Annotated in this window: 19 protein-coding genes, 1 tRNA gene and 1 pseudogene; 14 read left to right on the top strand and 7 right to left on the bottom strand. The window is 61.6% G+C overall.

From position 1 onward, the window contains the following. Nucleotides 1-107: 107 nt before the first annotated feature. The 4 genes from prmA to purH all read left to right on the top strand — a co-directional run bounded on the left by prmA (nt 108) and on the right by purH (nt 4,154). The gene (prmA, locus tag BLR71_RS13345) at nt 108-1,022 is read left to right on the top strand and encodes a 50S ribosomal protein L11 methyltransferase (RefSeq protein WP_092527333.1); all 915 of its coding nucleotides are present in this window, start codon (nt 108-110) and stop codon (nt 1,020-1,022) included. Between the two features lie 98 nt (nt 1,023-1,120). Beyond that, on the top strand, nt 1,121-2,155 hold the full coding sequence (gene dusB / locus BLR71_RS13340) for a tRNA dihydrouridine synthase DusB (RefSeq protein ID WP_092527330.1): 1,035 nt from the start codon (nt 1,121-1,123) through the stop codon (nt 2,153-2,155). Further along, the gene (fis, locus tag BLR71_RS13335; RefSeq protein ID WP_245696462.1) at nt 2,152-2,493 is read left to right on the top strand and encodes a DNA-binding transcriptional regulator Fis; all 342 of its coding nucleotides are present in this window, start codon (nt 2,152-2,154) and stop codon (nt 2,491-2,493) included. The genes dusB and fis overlap by 4 nt, the downstream gene beginning before the upstream one ends. Nucleotides 2,494-2,567: 74 nt before the next feature. Beyond that, nucleotides 2,568-4,154 carry a bifunctional phosphoribosylaminoimidazolecarboxamide formyltransferase/IMP cyclohydrolase gene (gene purH, locus BLR71_RS13330; protein ID WP_092527327.1) on the top strand — a complete coding sequence of 529 codons (1,587 nt, stop codon included), beginning with the start codon at nt 2,568-2,570 and terminating at the stop codon, nt 4,152-4,154. A 122-nt stretch (nt 4,155-4,276) separates the two neighbouring features. On the opposite strand, the gene BLR71_RS13325 is transcribed toward purH, so the two are convergent. The 4 genes from BLR71_RS13325 to folE all read right to left on the bottom strand — a co-directional run bounded on the left by BLR71_RS13325 (nt 4,277) and on the right by folE (nt 7,346). Continuing rightward, nucleotides 4,277-5,734: an NAD-dependent succinate-semialdehyde dehydrogenase gene (locus tag BLR71_RS13325; protein ID WP_092527324.1), complete on the bottom strand. Its 1,458-nt coding sequence runs from the start codon at nt 5,732-5,734 to the stop codon at nt 4,277-4,279. 60 nt (nt 5,735-5,794) lie between these two features. Beyond that, nucleotides 5,795-6,286, bottom strand: a complete 492-nt coding sequence (locus BLR71_RS13320) for a hypothetical protein (RefSeq protein ID WP_092527321.1) — start codon at nt 6,284-6,286, stop codon at nt 5,795-5,797. 66 nt (nt 6,287-6,352) lie between these two features. Further along, on the bottom strand, nt 6,353-6,763 hold the full coding sequence (folX, locus tag BLR71_RS13315; RefSeq protein ID WP_092527319.1) for a dihydroneopterin triphosphate 2'-epimerase: 411 nt from the start codon (nt 6,761-6,763) through the stop codon (nt 6,353-6,355). A 25-nt stretch (nt 6,764-6,788) separates the two neighbouring features. Further along, nucleotides 6,789-7,346, bottom strand: coding sequence for a GTP cyclohydrolase I FolE (gene folE / locus BLR71_RS13310; protein ID WP_092527316.1), 558 nt, complete (start codon nt 7,344-7,346; stop codon nt 6,789-6,791). A 244-nt stretch (nt 7,347-7,590) separates the two neighbouring features. Here folE and BLR71_RS13305 point away from each other — a divergent pair, with 244 nt between their 5' ends. Continuing rightward, nucleotides 7,591-8,166 carry a hypothetical protein gene (locus BLR71_RS13305; RefSeq protein WP_092527313.1) on the top strand — a complete coding sequence of 192 codons (576 nt, stop codon included), beginning with the start codon at nt 7,591-7,593 and terminating at the stop codon, nt 8,164-8,166. 106 nt (nt 8,167-8,272) lie between these two features. Here the strand turns inward: BLR71_RS13305 and BLR71_RS13300 are convergent. After that, nucleotides 8,273-9,263: pseudogene (locus tag BLR71_RS13300) on the bottom strand (serine/threonine protein kinase). Nucleotides 9,264-9,377: 114 nt separating this feature from the next. Next, complete coding sequence (locus BLR71_RS13295) at nt 9,378-10,142, bottom strand: ComF family protein (RefSeq protein WP_422730779.1); 765 nt, start codon at nt 10,140-10,142, stop codon at nt 9,378-9,380. 97 nt (nt 10,143-10,239) lie between these two features. On the opposite strand from BLR71_RS13295, the gene bioB reads away from it, so the two are divergent. The 8 genes from bioB (at nt 10,240) to BLR71_RS13255 (ending at nt 16,410) form a co-directional block, all read left to right on the top strand. Next, nucleotides 10,240-11,331 (top strand): biotin synthase BioB, encoded by a 1,092-nt coding sequence (gene bioB, locus BLR71_RS13290; RefSeq protein ID WP_092527307.1) that lies wholly within the window; start codon nt 10,240-10,242, stop codon nt 11,329-11,331. Next, the gene (gene bioF / locus BLR71_RS13285; RefSeq protein WP_217629333.1) at nt 11,300-12,487 is read left to right on the top strand and encodes an 8-amino-7-oxononanoate synthase; all 1,188 of its coding nucleotides are present in this window, start codon (nt 11,300-11,302) and stop codon (nt 12,485-12,487) included. The genes bioB and bioF overlap by 32 nt, the downstream gene beginning before the upstream one ends. After that, the gene (locus tag BLR71_RS13280; RefSeq protein WP_092527301.1) at nt 12,484-13,251 is read left to right on the top strand and encodes an alpha/beta fold hydrolase; all 768 of its coding nucleotides are present in this window, start codon (nt 12,484-12,486) and stop codon (nt 13,249-13,251) included. Before bioF ends, BLR71_RS13280 begins: the two co-directional genes overlap by 4 nt. Next, nucleotides 13,248-14,072 carry a methyltransferase domain-containing protein gene (locus BLR71_RS13275; protein ID WP_340147975.1) on the top strand — a complete coding sequence of 275 codons (825 nt, stop codon included), beginning with the start codon at nt 13,248-13,250 and terminating at the stop codon, nt 14,070-14,072. The genes BLR71_RS13280 and BLR71_RS13275 overlap by 4 nt, the downstream gene beginning before the upstream one ends. Nucleotides 14,073-14,101: 29 nt before the next feature. Beyond that, a complete protein-coding gene (gene bioD / locus BLR71_RS13270; RefSeq protein ID WP_092527298.1) occupies nt 14,102-14,791 on the top strand; it encodes a dethiobiotin synthase in 690 nt (229 codons plus the stop codon). Between the two features lie 35 nt (nt 14,792-14,826). After that, nucleotides 14,827-14,911: transfer RNA gene (locus tag BLR71_RS13265), tRNA-Leu, on the top strand. Between the two features lie 593 nt (nt 14,912-15,504). Beyond that, the gene (locus BLR71_RS13260; protein WP_217629331.1) at nt 15,505-15,966 is read left to right on the top strand and encodes a DUF2846 domain-containing protein; all 462 of its coding nucleotides are present in this window, start codon (nt 15,505-15,507) and stop codon (nt 15,964-15,966) included. A 66-nt stretch (nt 15,967-16,032) separates the two neighbouring features. Further along, a complete protein-coding gene (locus BLR71_RS13255; protein ID WP_092527295.1) occupies nt 16,033-16,410 on the top strand; it encodes a DUF2628 domain-containing protein in 378 nt (125 codons plus the stop codon). 476 nt (nt 16,411-16,886) lie between these two features. Here BLR71_RS13255 and BLR71_RS13250 read toward each other — a convergent pair whose 3' ends face one another. After that, the gene (locus tag BLR71_RS13250; protein ID WP_092527294.1) at nt 16,887-17,432 is read right to left on the bottom strand and encodes an OmpA family protein; all 546 of its coding nucleotides are present in this window, start codon (nt 17,430-17,432) and stop codon (nt 16,887-16,889) included. Between the two features lie 518 nt (nt 17,433-17,950). Between BLR71_RS13250 and BLR71_RS13245 the strand changes: the two genes are divergently transcribed. Further along, the coding region (locus tag BLR71_RS13245; protein ID WP_139172636.1) for a transposase family protein at nt 17,951-18,202 on the top strand (252 nt) is incomplete at its 3' end.

Raw genomic sequence — 18,202 nt, 5'->3', positions numbered from 1 at the left:
CGACAGGCATCCACGACAAAGGTATCGAGGGATTTCTCCTCAGCGGGGCGGCCTATGCCGCCCCGCTGGCGTTTTCCACCGCGATTTTTTAACGAGAGACCGACGCTATGCCCTGGTTACAACTCAAGGCTCGCATCGCCCCGGCCCAGGCCGAAATTCTCGAAGAGCTGCTGCTCGCCGAGGGCGCCAGCGCCATTACGCTGCAGGACGCCCACGACGATCCGGTTTTCGAACCCGATCGAGGCACTACCCCCCTGTGGGACGAGACGGTACTGACCGGGCTCTATGACGACCTGGAAGGCATCGATGCCATGCTCGATCAGGTCCGCGCGGCCTGGGCCGCCGAGGTCCCCGACGAGCCCTGCCCCGAGATCGAGTATGAGCTGCTGGCCGATCGCGACTGGGAGCGCGAATGGATGGACGGCTTCGCCCCGCTGAAGATGGGCAGCCGCCTGTGGATCGTGCCGAGCTGGCAGGAAGCGCCGGATGCGGAGGCCGTCAATCTGCGGCTCGACCCGGGCTTGGCCTTTGGCACTGGCACCCATCCCACCACCGCCCTGTGCCTCGAATGGCTCGATGGCCTGGCGGTTGCTGGCGAGCTGGACGGCCGCGAGGTGCTCGACGTGGGGTGTGGCTCTGGGATACTGGCGATCGCCGCCCTCAAACTGGGTGCCAAGCGCGCCACCGGCAGCGATATCGACCCCCAGGCCCTGACCGCCAGCCGTGACAACGCCGAGCGCAACGAGGTAGAGGAGGATCGCCTGGCTCTCTACTATCCCGAGCAACTCAGCGCCGACCGCTACCCGATCGTCGTGGCCAACATCCTGGCCGGCCCGCTGATCGAACTGGCGCCCACCATCGCCGGGCACGTCGCCCCCGGCGGTCGTCTGGCCCTGTCGGGCATCCTCGCCCATCAGGCCGACGAGGTACTGGAAGCCTATCTGGCCCAAGGCCTTAGCATGGCCGAACCCGAGGAACGCGAGGGCTGGGTGCGCCTCGAAGGGCATCGAACCGGCGCCTGACGGAACGACCGGCTAGGCAAAGGCGCATTTTCGCCTTCACCCAACGCCGGTCGATGGGTATGATATGCCCCCTCTGTTCGAGCAACCCCGTGACGCCCATGCCCGCTAGCCTGCCCGCCATCGGTCGGCACCGCTTGACCAATCGCGTGATCCTGGCCCCCATGGCCGGCGTCACCGATCGCCCCTTTCGCCAGCTCTGCCGGCAGCTGGGCGCGGGTCTGGTGGTGTCCGAGATGGTGACCTCTGATCCGGCTCTCTGGCATACGCGCAAGTCGCGCCTGAGACTCGATCATAACGGCGAGCCGGGGCCCCGCAGCGTGCAGATCGCCGGCGGCGATGCCAAGATGCTGGCCGAGGCGGCGCGCCTCAACGCCGACCAAGGCGCCGAGATCATCGACATCAACATGGGCTGCCCGGCGAAGAAGGTTTGCAACAAGGCCGCCGGCTCGGCACTCCTGCGCGACGAAGCGCTGGTCGCCGAGATTCTCGGTGCCGTGGTTGCTGCCGTCGACATCCCGGTGACGCTGAAGATTCGTACCGGCTGGTGTGCCGACAGCAACAACGGCGTGCGAGTCGCCAAGCTAGCGCAAGAGACGGGCATTCAGGCCCTCGCCGTGCATGGTCGGCATCGCCAGCAGCGCTACAGCGGCGATGCCGAGTACGACACCATCGCCGCCATCAAGGCCGCCGTGTCGATACCGGTATTCGCCAACGGCGATATCGATTCTCCGGCCAAGGCCGCCGCCGTCCTCGACTATACTGGTGCGGATGCGGTGATGATCGGGCGTGGCGCCCAGGGCAATCCCTGGATCTTCCAGGAGATTGACCATTACCTGCGCCACGGCACGACACTGCCCGCTCCCTCTCGGGACGAGCGTCGCCGTGTGATGCAAGGGCACCTCAGCGCCCTGCACGACTTTTATGGGGAACACATGGGCGTTCGCATCGCGCGCAAGCACCTGGGATGGTATCTGGCTTGGCACTGTCCAGCCGACGAACTCAAGGCCCATCGAGCCCGCTTCAACATCCTGGACAGCGCCCGGGATCAACTTCATTTCGTGGACGAACTGTTTTGTCACGGCGCCGAAGGCTCGCCACGGACCCTGACAACAGATGGAACCAGTGCAGCATGACCAGTAGGCAAGCGACAACGCCCGACGACCTCATGGCCACCGGCGAGAATGCCTTGAGCCTCACCGCCATCGAGCGCGGTGCCGCCTTGGCAAGCGCCCCCCATCATCAGGAACAGCCGCTTCGCGAGGCGGTCGATGCCGCCATGCGCCGCTACTTCGACCATCTTGACGGCGGCGTGGTGACCGATCTCTATGCCATGGTCATGGCCGAGGTCGAGGCGCCGCTGTTGACCACGGTGATGGAACACGCCAATGGCAACCAGACCCGCGCCGCCGAGATGCTCGGCCTCAACCGCGGCACTCTGCGCAAGAAGCTCAAGCAGTATGCACTGATCTGATTTCCCTCAAGGGCGCCCGCGCGGCGCCCTTGGCCGTTTCCCCTCCCCTAAACGCAACGAATGGTAGTCCGCTAATGGCCAATCAAGCCTCTTCACCGCTGCCGGTACGCCGCGCCCTGATCAGCGTCTCCGACAAGACAGGCATCGTCGAGTTTGCCAAGGGCCTCGTCGCCCACGGCGTCGAACTACTCTCCACCGGCGGCACCTTCCGCCTGCTCAAGGAAGAGGGCGTCGCCGTCACCGAGGTGTCCGAGCATACCGGCTTCCCGGAGATCATGGACGGCCGGGTCAAGACCCTGCATCCCAAGATCCACGGTGGCATTCTCGGTCGTCGCGGCCAGGATGACGCTGTCATGGCCGAGCACGATATCGCGCCGATCGACATGGTGGTGGTCAACCTCTACCCGTTCGCTCAGACCGTGGCCCGTCCGGACTGCACCCTCGAAGACGCCATCGAGAACATCGATATCGGCGGCCCAACCATGGTGCGCGCCTGCGCCAAGAACCATGCCCATACCAGTATCGTGGTCGACGCCGGCGACTACCCGCGCGTGCTTGCCGAAATCGCCGAGCAGAACGGCGCGGTAAGCGACGCCACTCGCTTCGACCTGGCGGTCAAGGCCTTCGAGCATACTGCCCGCTACGACGGCGCCATCGCCAACTACCTGGGCACCAAGGTCGAGGGCGGCACCGACGGCCTGCCGCGGACCTACAACACCCAGTTCGTCAAGAAGCAGGACATGCGTTACGGCGAGAACCCGCACCAGCAGGCTGCCTTCTACGTCGAGGACGATGCCAGCGAAGCCAGCGTCGCCACCGCCACCTCGCTGCAGGGCAAGGCGCTGTCGTTCAATAACGTCGCCGATACCGATGCGGCCTTCGAGTGTGTCAAGGCCTACACCGATACCGCCTGCGTAATCGTCAAGCACGCCAATCCCTGCGGCGTAGCCGTTGGCGAGACGGCTCTCGAAGCCTACGAGAAAGCCTTCACTACCGACCCGACCAGCGCCTTCGGCGGCATCATCGCCTTCAACGTGCCGCTGGATGCCGAGACCGCCCGCGCGATCATCGACCGCCAGTTCGTCGAAGTGATCATCGCCCCGGGAGTTAGCGACGAGGCAGTGGCCATCGTTGCCGAGAAGAAGAACGTGCGCCTGCTCGACGTGGCCGCCCACTGGCCCGGCGAGCGCCACCCGGCTCACGACCTCAAGCGCGTCACCGGTGGCCTGCTGGTACAGGATCGTGACCTGGGCATGGTCGGTCGCGATGAGCTCAAGGTGGTGACCGAACGCGCCCCCAGCGAGCAGGAGCTGCGTGACCTGGCCTTCGCCTGGAAGGTCGCCAAGCACGTCAAATCCAACGCCATCGTCTATGCCCAGCAGGGCCAGACCATCGGCGTGGGCGCCGGCCAAATGAGCCGCGTCTACTCGGCCAAGATCGCCGGCATCAAGGCCGCCGACGAAGGCCTGTCGGTGCCCGGCTCGGTGATGGCAAGCGATGCCTTCTTCCCGTTTCGTGACGGGATCGATGCCGCCGCCGCCGCCGGGATCACCGCCGTGATCCAGCCCGGCGGCTCGATGCGTGACGCCGAAGTGATCGAAGCGGCCAACGAAGCCGGCATCGCCATGGTGTTTACCGGCATGCGTCACTTCCGTCACTAAAGACGGAAGGTCAGGGTGACTTCCGCTACGTAAAAGCCCCCACAGGACTCGTGCCTGTGGGGGCTTTCTCTTACGCGCTTATTGCTTCCTTCTTATCTCTTCGGGCGCATGACTCGGGCGTATTACCCCAGATCGATGCACAGGTACTTGGTCTCGAGGAATTCCTCGATGCCCTGATGGCCGCCCTCGCGACCAAGACCCGAGGCCTTGACCCCGCCGAAGGGGGCCGCGGCGTTGGAGATCGCCCCGGTATTGATACCCACCATGCCATACTCCAACGCCTCGGAGACGCGCCACACCTGCCCCAGGTCACGGCTATAGAAGTACGCCGCCAGCCCGAACTCGGTGTCATTGGCCATGTCCACGGCGTCCTCTTCATCATCGAAGGAGAACACCGCCGCCAGCGGGCCGAAGGTCTCTTCCTTGGCCACTTTCATGTCGGGGGTCACGCCGTTGACCAGCGTCGGCGTGAAGAAGCTGCCACCCAGCGGGTGAGGATGGCCGCCGAACAGCACATGGGCGCCGTTGTCGACGGCGTCCTGAACGTGCTCGCTGACCTTGGCTACCGCCTTCTCGTCGATCAGCGGGCCGATGTTGATGCCTTCATGCGTGCCGTCGCCGACATGCAGTTCGGAGTTCATGGCCGCGGCCAGCTTCTCGCAGAAGGCATTGATGACGCTGGACTGCACCAGGAAGCGGTTGGTGCATACGCAGGTCTGACCGGCATTGCGGAACTTGGCCGCCATGGCGCCATCAACGGCGGCGTCCAGGTCCGCGCCCTCGAAGACGATGAAGGGCGCATTGCCACCCAGCTCCAGCGACAGCTTCTGGATGTTCTCTGAGGCCTGCGCCATCAGTTGACGACCCACCTCGGTAGAGCCGGTAAAGGTAATCTTGCGCACCACCGGGGACTCCGTCATGGCCGCCGCAATCGCGCTGGCCTGACCCGGCACCACGTTGAAGATACCGCGCGGTACGCCGGCGCGCTCAGCCAGCAGCGCCATAGCGGTCGCCGAAAATGGTGTCTGGCTGGCAGGCTTGACCACGATCGGGCAGCCGGCCGCAAGCGCGGCCCCAGCCTTGCGGGTGATCATCGCCGCCGGGAAGTTCCAGGGCGTGATGGCCCCGACCACCCCGATGGGCGACTTGGTGACTACGATCCGCTGGTTGGCGTTGGCCGCGGGAATGGTCTCGCCATAGACGCGCCGCGCCTGCTCGGCGAACCAGCGCAGGAAACTCGCCGCATAGGCGATTTCACCGGCGGCTTCCTTGAGCGGCTTGCCCTGCTCGAGGGTCATGATCTGAGCCAGCTCCTGCTGGTGCTCGTGCATCAGGTCGTGCCACTTCATGAGGATGTCGGCACGCTCGAGCGCGGTCAGCGCACGCCAAGCGGGAAAGGCCGTCTCGGCGGCGGCGATGGCTCGCTCTGTTTCGTCGCGGCCCAGGCGCGGCACTTGGCCAATCACCTCACCTGTGGCCGGATTGAGCACCTCGATCTGCTCGCCGCTGTCAGCAGCGACCCAGCTGCCATCGATATAGGCAAAGGGGCGAAACAGCGTATTGTCTTGCAGACTTTCCATGGGAATTCTCCTTCCTGTGAAGCGGCGGGGTGACCCAAACCGCATGCGGATGACGCCAAATCAATTGGGAGGCTGAAGCGATGGCTCCACCAAGACTGACAGCACGGCCAGCAGCAGTGATAGGCCAATGGCCCCCCAGCAGAACAGTCGCCCCGAATAACGCTGAGGCGCACGGTGGATCTGTCTCAGTCCCAACCCGGCCAGTACGGCAACGACCAGCCCCAACAAGGGGGCTAGCCCATCCAGAAACAAGCTGAGAAACGCCACGCTGATGGCCGCGATGGCAAAGCCAGAATGCCGGCGGGAAACAGCGTCTCTGGCGTCATCTTGAGGGGAATGGGGCCGGCTGGCCCGGGCCTTGAGCTGGGCTTCCGGCCGATTGATCAGCTGCTCGGCTCGCTCACCCCGGGGCGTGAAGCGAACCGGCATATGAGGCCCAGGCAGGCCTCGACCACGCCAGTCAGAAAGCTGGAAGGTAAATCGCTGACCGTCAGTGGCCTCGACGACGCCTTGCTGGGCGTCGTCATCGAAGGCGAGGATGTCGCCGTCCAAGGGAATCTCCTGTCAATCGACTCTGACTTCCATGCTAAGCCGAATCGGCCACTGTCACCAAGTCATTCAGGCGCCAGCAGCCACTTCCCTAGAATCAGACAGCGTGATCGATACCGAATCAGAGAAACGCAGCGCGTGGAGCTTGTCGATCTCAACTTGTGCGGTCAGCACCTGCTCATAGGACATGATGATATCCAGCACCTCCCGCGTCATGCGCTCCAGGAGCAGGAAGCGGTTTTCTTCCACATGCGTGATGACGTGCTTGGTGATGGTGCGATAGTTCAACGCCTGATCGATATGGTTGAACTGCACCGCACGATCCGCGCGATAGCGAATCACCGCATTGATCACCACATCCTGACGGTTGCGTATCTCTTCTTCCTTGATACCAATATAGGTCCGCAGCCGAAGATTCTTGATGCGAATGGTGGCAAGGTCATGATCGAGATGCTGGTCGTTCAAGGCGTGCAGCGGCATGGCGAACTCCCTTCGTTTGAGCGGCTCAGCGTCCGTTGATCAGGGTCAGGAACTCCTGGCGAGTCGACTGATTGGCCCGGAAGGCGCCCAGCATGACGGAGCTGCTCATGCTGGAGTTCTGCTTCTCCACACCGCGCATCATCATGCATAGATGCTTGGCCTCGATGACCACCGCCACGCCGCGGGCATCGGTGACCTGCTGCACGGCTTCGGCGATCTGGCGCGTCAGATTCTCCTGAATCTGCAGGCGCCGCGCATACATGTCGACGATGCGGGCGAACTTGGAAAGCCCCAGCACCTTGCCGCTCGGTAGGTAAGCGATATGGCACTTGCCGATAAAAGGCAGCATGTGATGCTCACACATGGAGTACAGCTCGATATCTTTGACCAGCACCATCTCATCGGTTTCGGATTCGAAGACGGCCCCATTGATCAGAGACTCCAGCGACTGCTCGTAACCGTGAGTCAAGAATTGCATGGCCTTGGCGGCCCGCTTGGGGGTGTCGCGCAGGCCCTCTCGCTCCGGGTCTTCGCCCAGGCCGGTGATGATCTGACGAAAATGGTCGGCGAGTTGTTCGGTCATGGTCGGGCCTTTACGCTAAATAATATACAAAAGGTATACAGAATTGTTTTTTCGTACAACACATAAATGTCATAAAGCCCTAGATTTTATCCTACCCAGCGCCGCCATGCAGCGCTGCTCGTGGACAATACCCGCGAACGGCGTGACATCTTGCCGCGTTCAGCCCTGCTCCGGGGGCTGATGCCGCCCAACGGCCCTATGGTAGAATGAACACCATACCCTGGAAGGCTCGCTGGACACCGAAATGCCCCCTACGCTGAAACGCCTTGCCCTCCTGCTGGCACCCGGCCTGATGCTGCCGAGCCTGGCCATGGGCGACACCCTGCGTCTTCCTTCTGAGGCCCGCCTCGATGTGCAGGTTGTCGATACCCTGAGCCTAAGTCAGGCCACCCCCAGCCAAGCCAATGTCCTGCTCAAACCGGCGACAGGACGCCGCTCTGGAGACAGTCCTAGCAATGCCGACGGGCAAGAAGCGGCACACGCACTGCCCTCGCACTGCCTGATTACCTCCGATGCCCGCCTGGTCGAGGGACGCATACGGCTATCCGCCAACAGCCTGACCTGCATCGGCTTGATGGGCGATGCCCGCGAGATTTACAGCGGCAAGCTGTCGGCGGCGGCTCGCGAAGCCAACGGCGACTTCGGGGTCGAGGCCACCTGCACCGCAAGCAACGAACAAGGCTGTCAGAGTGTCGAGTTGCGCCCGGCTCATGCGTTCCAGCTGGAACTGGGGCAGGCACTGGCCATCGAGGCCCAGGACAACCCCTCGCGTCGCCTCAACGAACAGCGCCTTCATGCCGATGAAGCGCCAGCCCAGTAATCGAGACGCGACCCACGACCGGCACTGAGAGCCTCGCGCGACCTTTCGTCAGCCCCTCCGTCAGTCCCTATGCTTGGCTGGCCGACATTCTGCCCTATCGACTTCCTCAAGCCAGCCAGCGAGGCTTGTCATCGAGAATCTGGCGCTGATGCTCGAGCGTACGCAGGTGCTGATCCCAATAGCCCTCGTCGGCGACCCAGGGAAAGGCCCTGGGAAACGCCGGATCTGACCAGCGCGTGACCAGCCAGGCAGCATAGCGAATCAGACGCAGGCTTCTCAGCGGCTCGACCCAGGCCAGTTCGCCGCGGGGAAAGTCGCGATGCTGCTCATAGCCCTCGAGCAACTCGGATAGCTGCATCTGTGCTTCCTGATCGTGCTGGGCGGTCAGCATCATCCACAGATCCTGAACCGCCGGCGCCATCAAGCAGTCATCGAAATCGACCAGCGCAAAGTGCTCGTCCCGGCCCAGAATATTGCCCAGATGGCAATCTCCGTGGGTACGAATCAGCGACTCGGCTGGAAACGCCCGCGCCTTGAGCTGCTCGCCCAGGGTGGCGCTGATACGCTCATAGGCTTGGCGCTGTTGGCGACTCAACCATGGCGATGTCAGCACCTGCTCGCGGCTTTCCTCGACCATGCGCGTCATATCCAGCCACTGGCGATGCTTGAAGGGGCGTTGGTCGCCAATCGCATGCAGCTGTCCGACCAAGTCGCCGAGGGCAAAGAGATGGGACGGGTTATCGAGCTCCGGCGCCTGACCGCTGAGCTGCGGGAACAGCGCAAAGCGAAAGCCCTCAAAGTGATGGATGCAGGCTGACGCCCTCGGCATCGCGCCAGGGAACGGCCACCGGCACCCCCGCGGCTCCCAGCTCGACCAGAAAATCATGCTCTTCCTGAATCTGCGCATCGCTCCAGCGCTGGGGACGGTAAAACTTGGCCACCCAGCGACGCCGCTCGTCATCGTGAAACAGGAAGACCCGGTTCTCGTAGCTGTTGAGCGCAAAGGGTTCTCCTGGCAACCAGAAGCCCAGCGACTCGACGGCATCGACGATGCGTGAGGGACTTAGCTGTTCGAAGGGATGGGGGGCGTCGGCCACGGCGTGATCCTGATTGGCAAATAAACCGGCATGCTAGCAGATATCGCCCTCATCACCTGAATAAGCACCCTGACTAAACACCCTGAATGCAAACATCAGACGTAGTCCTCGAGCTCACGTCATGGGAGTGCGCGCCACCGCCCAGGCCTCGATACGCTGAGCCCCCGCCGCTCGGCAGGCCTTCGCCAACGCCTCGAAAGTGGCACCGGTCGTCATCACATCGTCGAGCAGCACCACATGCGCAGGCAACGGCCGCTCGATCGTGAAGGCATTGCGCAGGTTGGCACGGCGCGCCTTGCGCGACAGGCCGCGCTGGGTCGGCGTCATGCGTATCCGCTGCGCCGTCATGCAAGGCACCCCCAATCGCCGGGCGAGCCGCCGCCCCAGCCAGTCGGCCTGATCGAAACCACGCTCCCTTGCCCGCAGCGGATGCAGCGGCACCGGAATCACCGCGCCGGGCAGCGAGCCAACGGCCGGTGCCATCCCGCCCTGTGTCGTCGCGCTTGCCGAACTCTCGTCGTGCCTTGCTGCCAGGCCCGCCTCGATCAGCGCCAGCAAGAGCGTGCCTGCCCGCGGCGAAGCCGAAAACTTGAACGCCTGCACCAGGCGCATGACCTCTTGCTCATAGCGCAGCGGCACCCAAGCACTATCGAAGGCGGGAGGCCTGGTCAGGCAAGCACCGCAGCGAATATCGCCGTCGAGCCAACGCCTGCCCGACGCCAAGGTTTCGGCCATGGGCTCGGCGCAGCCAACGCAGGCGAGCGTATTCCATGGCAATGTCGCCGCACAGGCGGCACACCAGTGCGCACCGCCAGGTGGCTCACCAAGACAAAAAACACAATGACCTGGCAGGGCGAACCGCAGCCAGCGGTCAACCACCGAAAGCCACCCAGTTGACAGCAACGTTGCAGCCCCTATCATCACCGTTAACTCCAAGCGAAATAAAAGTTAACCAGACATCACGAGTGCCTCTGATATGACCTTAGCCAGCCCCGCCGCCATTCGCCATGACTGGCATCTCGACGAGATAGAGGCCCTGTTCGCCCTACCCTTCAATGATCTGCTCTTCCAGGCTCAGCAGGTACACCGCCAGCACTTCGATGCCAACGCCGTACAGGTATCGACCCTGCTATCGATCAAGACCGGCGCCTGCCCTGAAGACTGCAAGTACTGCCCGCAGTCGGGCCACTACAACACCGGCCTTGGCAAGGAAAAGCTGCTCGAAATCGAGAAAGTGGTCGCGCAGGCTCGTGACGCCAAGGCCGCCGGCGCCTCCCGCTTCTGCATGGGGGCCGCCTGGCGCAGCCCGCGTCAGAAGGATCTCGACGTGGTGCTAGAGATGGTCCGCCAGGTCAAATCTTTGGGGCTGGAAACATGCATGACGCTTGGCATGCTTGACGACGAACAGGCGCAGCAGCTTTCCACCGCCGGGCTGGATTATTACAACCACAACCTGGATACCTCACCGGAGTACTACGGCGAGATCATCACCACGCGCAGCTATGACGAGCGCCTCGAGACCCTGGCCAACGTGCGCGGGGCCGGCATGAAAATCTGCTCCGGCGGCATTCTCGGCATGGGCGAGGCGCCCCGCGACCGTGCCTCGATGCTCAAGCAACTGGCCAGCCTGTCTCCGCACCCGGAATCGGTGCCCATCAATATGCTGGTCAAGGTCAAAGGCACCCCGCTTGAGGATGTCGATGACCTGGACCCCATTGATTTCGTGCGCGCCATTGCCGTAGCGCGCATCATGATGCCCAAGAGTCACGTGCGCCTGTCCGCCGGACGCGAGTTGATGAGCGACTCAACTCAGGCCTTGGCCTTTATCGCCGGCGCCAATTCGATATTCTATGGTGACAAGCTACTGACCACCGAAAACCCAGACGTTCTGCGTGACCGGACTCTGTTCGACAAGCTTGGCTTACACCCCGAAGAAAACCGGATGTGCCAGGACGAGGCCGCGCAGGAAGAAGCCCTGGATGCCTCTCTGCGCCGCCAGGCCATCGAACGCAAGGTCCCCCAGGAGCTCTTCTATGATGCCACCGCCGAAACCGACGACATCGCCTGACGTGCTCCGGAGCCGTCTCGAAGCGCGACTGGCCCGCCAGCGCAAGCAGGACCTGTGGCGCGAGCGCCTGAGCATGTCCCCCAACCCGGGGGCCCCGCTGCGCGACTTCGCGAGCAACGACTATCTGGGCCTGGCGCGCGACCCTCGGGTCGCCGAAGCCCTGGCGGCCGGCGCCCGTCGCGATGGCGCCGGCGCCGGCGCTTCCCATCTGGTCAATGGCCACTTTGCTGTCCACCAGGCACTGGAGGAACGTCTCGCCGAGCTCACCGGACGCCCCAGGGCGCTGCTGTTCTCCACCGGCTACATGGCCAACCTTGGCGTCCTTCAGACCCTGTGCGATGGCGAGACACGGGTCTTTCAGGACCGGCTGAACCATGCCTCGCTGCTGGATGGCGCTCGCCTGGCCCAGTCACCTTCGCGGCGCTTTCATCACCGTGACCTTGACGATCTCGAGCGCCTCCTTAGCCGGGCGCCGCGAGAGTCTGCCAAACTGGTGGTCAGCGACGGCGTGTTCAGCATGGATGGCGACACGGCCGACGTGGAAGGTCTCGCCGCCACCTGCCAGCGCCAGGGGGCCTGGTTGATGATCGACGATGCCCATGGTATCGGCGTACTAGGCCAACAAGGAGAAGGCCTGGTTGGGCAGCGTTTTTCCAATCGGCAGGTGCCCGTGCTGGTCGGCACACTCGGCAAGGCATTTGGCAGCTGTGGCGCCTTTGTTGCAGGCGACGCGGTGCTGATCGACTCCCTAACACAATTCGCCAAGCCCTATATCTACACGACGGCTCAACCTCCAGGAATGGCCCATGCAACCCTGCGCGCGATGGATATCAGCGAGCAGGAACCCGAGCGCCGAGAAAGGCTGCATGCCCATATCCAGCATTTCCGCCAGGCAGCCGACTCCCTTGGGCTGCCTCTGATGGACTCTGAAACGCCCATTCAGCCCATCCTGCTGGGCGATAATAAGCGTGTCATGCGCTGGAGCATGGCCCTGCGCGAGGCCGGTTTCATGGTCGGTGCGATTCGCCACCCAACCGTGCCCCGCGGCACGGCACGTCTTAGAGTCGTACTCAACGCCCTGCATGAATCGCACGACATCCAGGCGTTGCTCGACGTGCTCGCCGAACTCAAGTTCCGAGAGGCCAAGGCATCGTGACACGAATCGTCCTGCTATCCGGCTGGGGCATAGACGCCCGTATTTGGGAGCCACTGATCGTCTCACTGCCCGCCGATATCGAGATAACCACGCCCGACTGGCCGGGCTATGGCAATCGCCAGGATGCCGACATGCCCAGGGATCTGGCGACATTGGCCAGGGCCATGGCCGATGACCTTCCCCAAGACGCCCTTTGGGTCGGCTGGTCGCTTGGCGGCCTGCTGGCAACGGCACTGCTGACGCATTTGCCGGTACCCAGAGCGCTGGTATTACTGGGCATGCGCGAGCGCTTCACGTCCCTTGACGAAGCGCGCGGCGGCGTCACGCCAGCCGCCCTCGACGCCTTTTACGATGCCTTCCAGCAGGACCCGCTAGCGACCTGGCGCCACTTCCTGCGCTGGCAGCTAAGCGGTGAGCCAAGCCCCCGCCATACTCATCGCCAACTGCAAGCACTGATTGGCAAGGAGCCCCCCGCCACGCATGCAAGCCTTGCCGCTGGCCTTAACTGGCTAAAAGGACTCGATAATACCGAGCTCTGCGCGTCCTCCCCCTGCCCGATACTCACCGTGATAGGCGAACGGGATCCACTGACGGCAGCCGCCCACCACGGCTCGACTCAAGCGCGACCCATCGAACAGGCCGGACACTGTCCGCAGCTCTCGCAGCCGCAGATTCTGGCCGGCCGGCTGGCCGAGCTGGCTCACGAGCATGCAGCAAGGACACATGCGGACACCGACCCACTGCCCCGCAGGGAGCCTGCGTGAATCTGGCAACGTCCCTCTCAAGCCCATTACCTGACGCGACGCCGGCTTCGCCCTACAGCGACTGGCACCGGCGCGTTGCCCATGCCTTCAGCCGTGCCGCCCCCCGCTATGGCGAACTGGCCCAGGCACAGCAGACCATGGGACAAGCCCTCTGGCAGCGGCTTCCCGACACCGCAACCCAGATTCTCGACCTGGGCTGCGGCCCCGGCCACTGGGCGGCCCGTCTGGCCCAGCGCTATTCAGCCCCTGGCCTATCGGCTCAGGTGTTCGGGCTCGACTTGGCTCCGGGCATGCTGGCAAGAGCCCAGGCCGAGCATGGCGACGGGATTGGCTGGCTATGCGGTGACGCCGCCAACCTTCCACTGGCCGACCAGAGTCTGGATCTGGTGTTCTCCAACCTAGCCATCCAGTGGTGTCCAGATCTGGACGCCGTGCTGGCAGAGCTCCAGCGGGTGCTGCGGCCTGGCGGACGAGCGCTGATCAACACCCTCGGCCCCGGCACTCTCGGAGAAGTCGGCTGGGCCTGGTCTCGCCCCAGCGCCCTGCTCAATTTCCTGCCTGCATCGGCACTGGAGCAGTCGGCTAACAGAGCCGGCTTCCATGACAGGGTTCTTGAACAGGTCGAGGAGCGCTTTCATTACCCGGATTTTTCAGCGGTGATGGCCTCGATCAAGGGTGTAGGGGCTCAGCTATCACGCTCTGCCAGCCCCCTGACGCGGCGTGACGTGGCACGGGCCAAGGAGCGCTTCGAGCAAATACGCAATAGCCAGGGCCTACCGGTTAGCTATCAACGCCTGACACTTGAGCTCGTCAAGACCTGACGCCCCCAAGCATTACGGACACCTACTGCATGGCAACCTATTTCATCACCGGAACAGACACCGATGCCGGCAAGACGCTGGTCACCGCAGGGCTGCTGGCCTTGGCGCGACGTCAAGGCCTGACGACCCTGGGCCTCAAACCCGTGGCCTCGGGATGTGACCTTCATGCCGAAGGGTTACGTAATGAAGATGCCCTGGCCCTGCAGGCCCGCAGCTATCCTGACGTCGACTACGCCACCATCAACCCCTTCGCTTACGCCCCCGCCATCGCGCCACACCTGGCGGCCCGCCAGGCCGGCGACAGGCTGCACCTGGCGACGCTGACCGATGCCATGGGGGGCGCCCTGGCCCTGAAGCGCGACCTGACGCTGATCGAAGGTGCAGGCGGTTGGCGGGTTCCGCTCAACGATAACGAGGACCTGAGCGATCTGGCCGGCGCCTTGCAGGTGCCGGTGATTCTCGTCGTCGGACTACGACTGGGGTGCATCAACCATGCACGCCTCACCGCCGAAGCGATTAGCGCTCAGGGCCTGCGGCTTGCGGGCTGGGTTGCCAATGGCATCACCACCGATTTCGACGAGGCCGATGATAACTTGGCGAGTCTCGCACACCATTTGCCGGCCCCCTGCCTGGGCCGCATCCCCTATCTCACCGGAGGCCCAAACGGCACATTGCCCGAACAGGCCGCTAGCCGCCTAAAACTTCCGAATTTACCTTGACTTAGCGACTGTCATCTCTACAATGTTGCTGCGTTGCGGATGTGGTGGAATTGGTAGACACGCTAGATTTAGGTTCTAGTGCCTTAGCGCGTGGGAGTTCGAGTCTCCCCATCCGCACCAAAATCTCTCCTAAGTTACTGATTTTATTGGTCCGAAAATTTTGATTTTCACCAATCTCAGTCCCCAGCTAGTCCCCACTATTATCCTAATATTCTCATGCAACGTGCGTGCGTATGCCCCTGTGCGCGGGTTCCTTCAGAATCTGTGGTGACTCTCAGAATCGGGCAAACAATCAGCAGCTTGCTCGTCAGCCGTCAAGTCCACACAGATCCGCATAACTCCTACCTGCCTCACCACCTGCCCACAGCCCAGCAATGGCGGGGACTGGCGCCCAAGCGCATGGGGGCATAAATACTGACACGCTTAGCCTACAGGCGAGGCGATGTGTCGAAGGCACGCGCGACTCAAGCGGCACTCTGATCAACTTAGCGATAATCAAATCGACGGCCCTTGGAATCCAGCCCCGGAGTTCTGCCCCCAAGCATCACCAAAGATCCATGAAGGATCGCTAATTATCGATATGATTTGGTAGGATTTGCTCTGACCTCTATGAAGTATGCCCATCAGACATTCATCCCTAAGGTCTAACAAGCAATAAAGGTGGCAAGAAGCTGCCCATCTAAACAGCAGGAAAAAATCCAGGGAACCCCCTAATGAAGCTTTTCAAAACAGCCGCGACCATCTCTGTTCTGGCCCTAATGACAGGCTGTGCATCAGTGAAGATGGCCCCAGAGTCACGAACCGCCGAGGCCAAGGCATTTGAAACCCCTGAAACAGGGGAAGCCGGGATCTATGTCTTCCGCTCGAACTCCATCCTTGGAGCTAGCTTGAAAAAGGACATATGGATCGACGGTGAGTGCATCGGCGAAAGTGCTCAAGGAGTGTTCTTCTACCACCCGGTAGAAGGAGACGAAGAACACGAGATCGCGACAGAATCCGAGTTCTCCCCCAACACGCTTGATCTATATACCGAATCAGGCAAGAACTATTTCGTAGAACAGTACCTGAAGCCTGGGGTCTTCGTGGGTGGAGCGAACCTCCGCCAGCTGGAGGAAAACCAAGGCATGAATGAAATCCAAGAGCTCGACATGGCAGAGAAAGGAACCTGCAGTTAGAGAGTATGCAGTGATTGAATCACTACGGCGCCACATCAGGTGGCGCTGTTCTTCAAGGAGCGAAGAATGAAACAGTTCAAGATCTATCAGCACCCGGACGGAACACGCCAAGCAGTCAAGCAAGGCTGGTCCTGGCCGGGTTTCTTCTTCGGCCCAATCTGGGCGCTAGTGAAGAAGCTTTGGGGTATCGGCAGCGGACTATTGGTTCTGGCGTTTGTGCTTTCCATCGTCCCTCCCGAAACCGATCTCGGTCTTATAGCCGCGATACTGATGTTGGTGATTTACATCGCCTGTGGGGTAAACGGCAACAACTGGCGCGAAAAGAATCTTGTTGCCCGCGGCTTTGATCATGTCAATAGCGTCTCGGCCGCCAATCCAGATGGTGCGATTGCACTGCATCTGAAAGGAGATAATAGCCCTGCATCGTCACAACAGTCAGTGTAGAGCGAGTGAGCCTAGGCGTTCTTCTGCGGTGAGTTCGGCTTGGGTATAGTCAAGGCCCATACTATCTCCCTTACTGTCAGTATCACCCAGCAGGCATCCCAAACCTCGAAGCAATGAACCCTAGCTTCAGAGGGGGGCAGCATCTGGAAGAGGCCGGTCACGAAAACGTGACCGGCCTCTTCTGTTAGTGATCATAAACACGGCAGTTTGAGACCAGTCTTGAACTGCCACTCATCCCGCTCTTCGTTGCTCTATAGCGAATCGGCATCGGCCTTGAAGATATCCGTTTCAGCGCTAGTGTACATTGGAGCAAATATATGTCACTGACGCCCCCAAGAAACACGAACTCACACCTCGCTCCTACACCAAACCAGCGCGAAAAAACCAGTCATGGCACAAAACCATTCATCAAGCAGGCCCTGAGTGCTTGCGGCACCCCGCACAGAGCCGCTTGATCATGGCGTCATCGCTGATCCTCAGAAGTTGACGCCCATGCCGAGGGTATAGGCCCAGGCGCCATCGTCGTAGTTTTGTTCGGCGCTGTCGCCGCTATCGAACAAGAACTGGTACTCGGCTCTGCCCTGGATGAAGGTGGTAGACAGCAGGTAGTACTTCAGGCCAGTTTCCAGACCGGCGATGCCGGTGTCCTTCACGCCGTCGCCATAAATAGCGCCGAGAGAGGCACCCACGAAAGGACGGGCCGCCCCCCGGCCGAAGTGGTAATCGGCAAAGCCACGAGTGCTACCATTCCAGAAGTCGTCAGAAACCCCCTCACCTTCGATATCGGCAAAATTGACGCTCTGACGAATACCCGCCAGCGTGTTGCCGGTCAGATACCAGCCGTAATCGCCGGAAATACCGAAACTGCTATTGTCGAAGTCCTTATTGCTGCTACCGGTACCGGAGAGAGAGAACTCACGGTCGCCCACACTGGGGCCTACCCCTTGAGCCATGGCCGAGGAGGCCAGGAGAAAAGAAGCACACACCAGTACGGGCAGAGAAGACTTTATTAGCATATCCATGATAATGCCTCTTGTTAATATTAGCATTCAATTAAGTCTTTCGTACTCTGGCGGGCCCGAGCATCCAAGCTTCTCTTCATCCGCACTATCTTGCAGACAATGCCCACTGCTGTTGCCGCCGATTCTTGTTTGCCAACGTCTGCCAGAGAGCCTAACGGCTACTACCCAGTGTAGAAGGCGCCACTCTTTTGCGGAGAATGATTTTACCGGTCAAGGCAGTCTCAATAGCCAAGCGCAACATCAGCCCCATCAGACGTGAGCACATTACACGCCCTGATTCCGCAAGTGATCGCCCGCCCCACGGGCGGCTTCAACCGGGTGGAGGGTACCGGTCTGACGGGCTTGGGCCACTTCATCCTGGTGCGGATCACACATATTAGTGTTTGCCTAAACCGGCTTTTATGCCGAATACTGTATAAATGAGGCTCTTCACTTCTTCTGGTGGGTAACTCTTTATTTACTTGCCAATTTTGGTCACTGTTATCCCATCCGATTAATCCGATGGATGGTGACCAACGTTGGATCAATGCACTCTCTACGAACAGATCCTGGGACTCCCCTCTCCCTGGTTTGTCTCAGGGGTCGAACTGGATAAGGATCAGGGAGAAGTTGTCGTTCAGGTCTGTCTGGATCGCAGCGCCAAGCTTGACTGCCCCCGCTGTGGTCATGCCTGCCCGGGCTACGACTCCCGGGAACGTCGTTGGCGACACCTCGATACCTGTCAGTTTCGAACGCAAGTCGTTGCTCAAGTCCCTCGTGTGCAGTGTCCC

Source organism: Onishia taeanensis (assembly GCF_900100755.1).
GTDB classification, from domain to species: domain Bacteria; phylum Pseudomonadota; class Gammaproteobacteria; order Pseudomonadales; family Halomonadaceae; genus Onishia; species Onishia taeanensis.
The sequence above is the reverse complement of the archived record's forward strand: the minus strand, read 5'-3'. Positions and strand labels throughout refer to the sequence as shown.

Bases quoted from the DNA above. Each gene is read 5' to 3' on its own strand.
- prmA (WP_092527333.1), top strand. From the start codon at position 108: ATGCCCTGGTTACAACTCAAGGCTCGCATCGCCCCGGCCCAGGCCGAA.
- dusB (WP_092527330.1), top strand. From the start codon at position 1,121: ATGCCCGCTAGCCTGCCCGCCATCGGTCGGCACCGCTTGACCAATCGC.
- fis (WP_245696462.1), top strand. From the start codon at position 2,152: ATGACCAGTAGGCAAGCGACAACGCCCGACGACCTCATGGCCACCGGC.
- purH (WP_092527327.1), top strand. From the start codon at position 2,568: ATGGCCAATCAAGCCTCTTCACCGCTGCCGGTACGCCGCGCCCTGATC.
- BLR71_RS13325 (WP_092527324.1), bottom strand. From the start codon at position 5,734: ATGGAAAGTCTGCAAGACAATACGCTGTTTCGCCCCTTTGCCTATATC.
- folX (WP_092527319.1), bottom strand. From the start codon at position 6,763: ATGCCGCTGCACGCCTTGAACGACCAGCATCTCGATCATGACCTTGCC.
- folE (WP_092527316.1), bottom strand. From the start codon at position 7,346: ATGACCGAACAACTCGCCGACCATTTTCGTCAGATCATCACCGGCCTG.
- BLR71_RS13305 (WP_092527313.1), top strand. From the start codon at position 7,591: ATGCCCCCTACGCTGAAACGCCTTGCCCTCCTGCTGGCACCCGGCCTG.
- bioB (WP_092527307.1), top strand. From the start codon at position 10,240: ATGACCTTAGCCAGCCCCGCCGCCATTCGCCATGACTGGCATCTCGAC.
- bioF (WP_217629333.1), top strand. From the start codon at position 11,300: ATGCCACCGCCGAAACCGACGACATCGCCTGACGTGCTCCGGAGCCGT.
- bioD (WP_092527298.1), top strand. From the start codon at position 14,102: ATGGCAACCTATTTCATCACCGGAACAGACACCGATGCCGGCAAGACG.
- BLR71_RS13260 (WP_217629331.1), top strand. From the start codon at position 15,505: ATGAAGCTTTTCAAAACAGCCGCGACCATCTCTGTTCTGGCCCTAATG.
- BLR71_RS13255 (WP_092527295.1), top strand. From the start codon at position 16,033: ATGAAACAGTTCAAGATCTATCAGCACCCGGACGGAACACGCCAAGCA.
- BLR71_RS13250 (WP_092527294.1), bottom strand. From the start codon at position 17,432: ATGGATATGCTAATAAAGTCTTCTCTGCCCGTACTGGTGTGTGCTTCT.